The organism is Nocardia sp. NPDC060220 (assembly GCF_042727815.1).
GTDB lineage: Bacteria > Actinomycetota > Actinomycetes > Mycobacteriales > Mycobacteriaceae > Nocardia.
This window is the reverse complement of the sequence record NZ_JBHWZY010001300.1, coordinates 1-1,292: the sequence shown is the minus strand read 5'-3', so window position 1 is coordinate 1,292 and position 1,292 is coordinate 1. Positions and strand designations below refer to the sequence as shown.

The 1,292-nt window shown below is 69.7% G+C and carries 1 protein-coding gene and 1 pseudogene; both read right to left on the bottom strand.

Translation table 11 applies throughout. The features are described 5' to 3' along the window. Positions 1-57: 57 nt before the first annotated feature. A complete protein-coding gene (locus tag ACFWF3_RS36220; RefSeq protein WP_379318683.1) occupies positions 58-858 on the bottom strand; it encodes an SDR family NAD(P)-dependent oxidoreductase in 801 nt (266 codons plus the stop codon). A gap of 17 nt (positions 859-875) precedes the next feature. Next, positions 876-1,292: pseudogene (locus tag ACFWF3_RS36215) on the bottom strand (NADH:flavin oxidoreductase); the annotation flags it as partial.

Here is a 1,292-nt window from a genome sequence, read left to right as displayed (position 1 = left end):
GCGCATATCCGCCTGGAAAGATCGGCCCTCGGTCCGGTCGGCGGTTCCCAACCCATGTCACTTGACCCTTCGGTAGATGGTGCGCAGGATCGGCCCGACCAACCCGCGCGGGGTGTACTGGCCGCCGACGGTCTGTACCTTGGCGAAGATGCCGGGGACTACACGGCGGCGACCGCCTGCCATGCCCGCGATCGCATCGTTCGCGGCCTGTTCGGCGCTGACCCACAGCGGGCCCGGCACCATCCGGTCCAGGTTCGGAACCTCAGCCACCTCGGCGTATTCGGTCCGCACCGGCCCCGGCGCGAGCAAGGTGCACTGCACGCCGGTGCCGGCCAATTCACCGTGCAGCGATTCGGCGAAGGTGTTGGCGAAGGCCTTGCTGGCGGCGTAGGTGGCATTGTTCGGGCCGGGCTGGTTGCCCGCGGTGGATCCGGTGATCAGGATCGCGCCCGCGCGGCGGGCGAGCATGCCGGGCAGTACGGCGAGCGTGAGGTCGTGTACGGCAACGGTATTCAGCTCCACCTGCTGGCGTTCCCTGGCCGGGTTCGCGGTCGCCAGCGTGCCGTAGGTGGCGAAACCGGCGTTGTTGCACAGGACGGCGATCTCGCGGGTGGCGAGTTCCTCGCACAGTGTCGCGCGCTCGTCGCGGTCGGACAGGTCGACGGCGCGGACCTCGGCGTCGACGCGGTGACGTTCGGCAAGCCGATGGGCCAACTCGTGCAACCGGTCTTCGCGGCGGGCCACCAGGATCAACGAGTATCCGCGACCGGCCAGGCCGTCGGCGAGGGCTTCGCCGATCCCGGAGGAGGCTCCGGTGACGACGGCCCGCAGGCCGGGAGTGGGAGTGGGCAGGCTCATGAGTTGCTCCTCGGTGATCAGAATTGGGTGAGCGTGCGGGCGGTCACGGTGGTCCCGGCGGCGACCAGAGTCCGGATCGCGCCCGGTCCGCTCACCTGACGCTCGCCGGCCGCGATGCGCCGGAAATTCGCCGCGTGCCAGGCCAATTGGAGATAGGAGTTGATCGGCGTCGCGCCCTTGATCGGGATGCGCGGCGCCGTGGGCAGCGTCTGCGGCTCCTGCGTACCGGCCAGCAGTTCGGCCGCGATATCGGGGCGCACCGCGAACGGGCGGCCGAGCCCGATCACATCGACCGCGCCCTGTGCCAGCACGTCGTTCATGAATTCGAGGGTGCGGACACCGCCGGTGAGCATGACCGGCATCGCCGATTCGGCGCGCAGATTCTCGGCGTAGCGCAGGAAGTAGGCCTCGCGCGCACGGGTGCTGTCCTGCAC

What these genes read in the sequence shown, in the direction of transcription:
- ACFWF3_RS36220 (WP_379318683.1), bottom strand. Translation starts at nt 858, where the DNA reads ATGAGCCTGCCCACTCCCACTCCCGGCCTGCGGGCCGTCGTCACCGGA.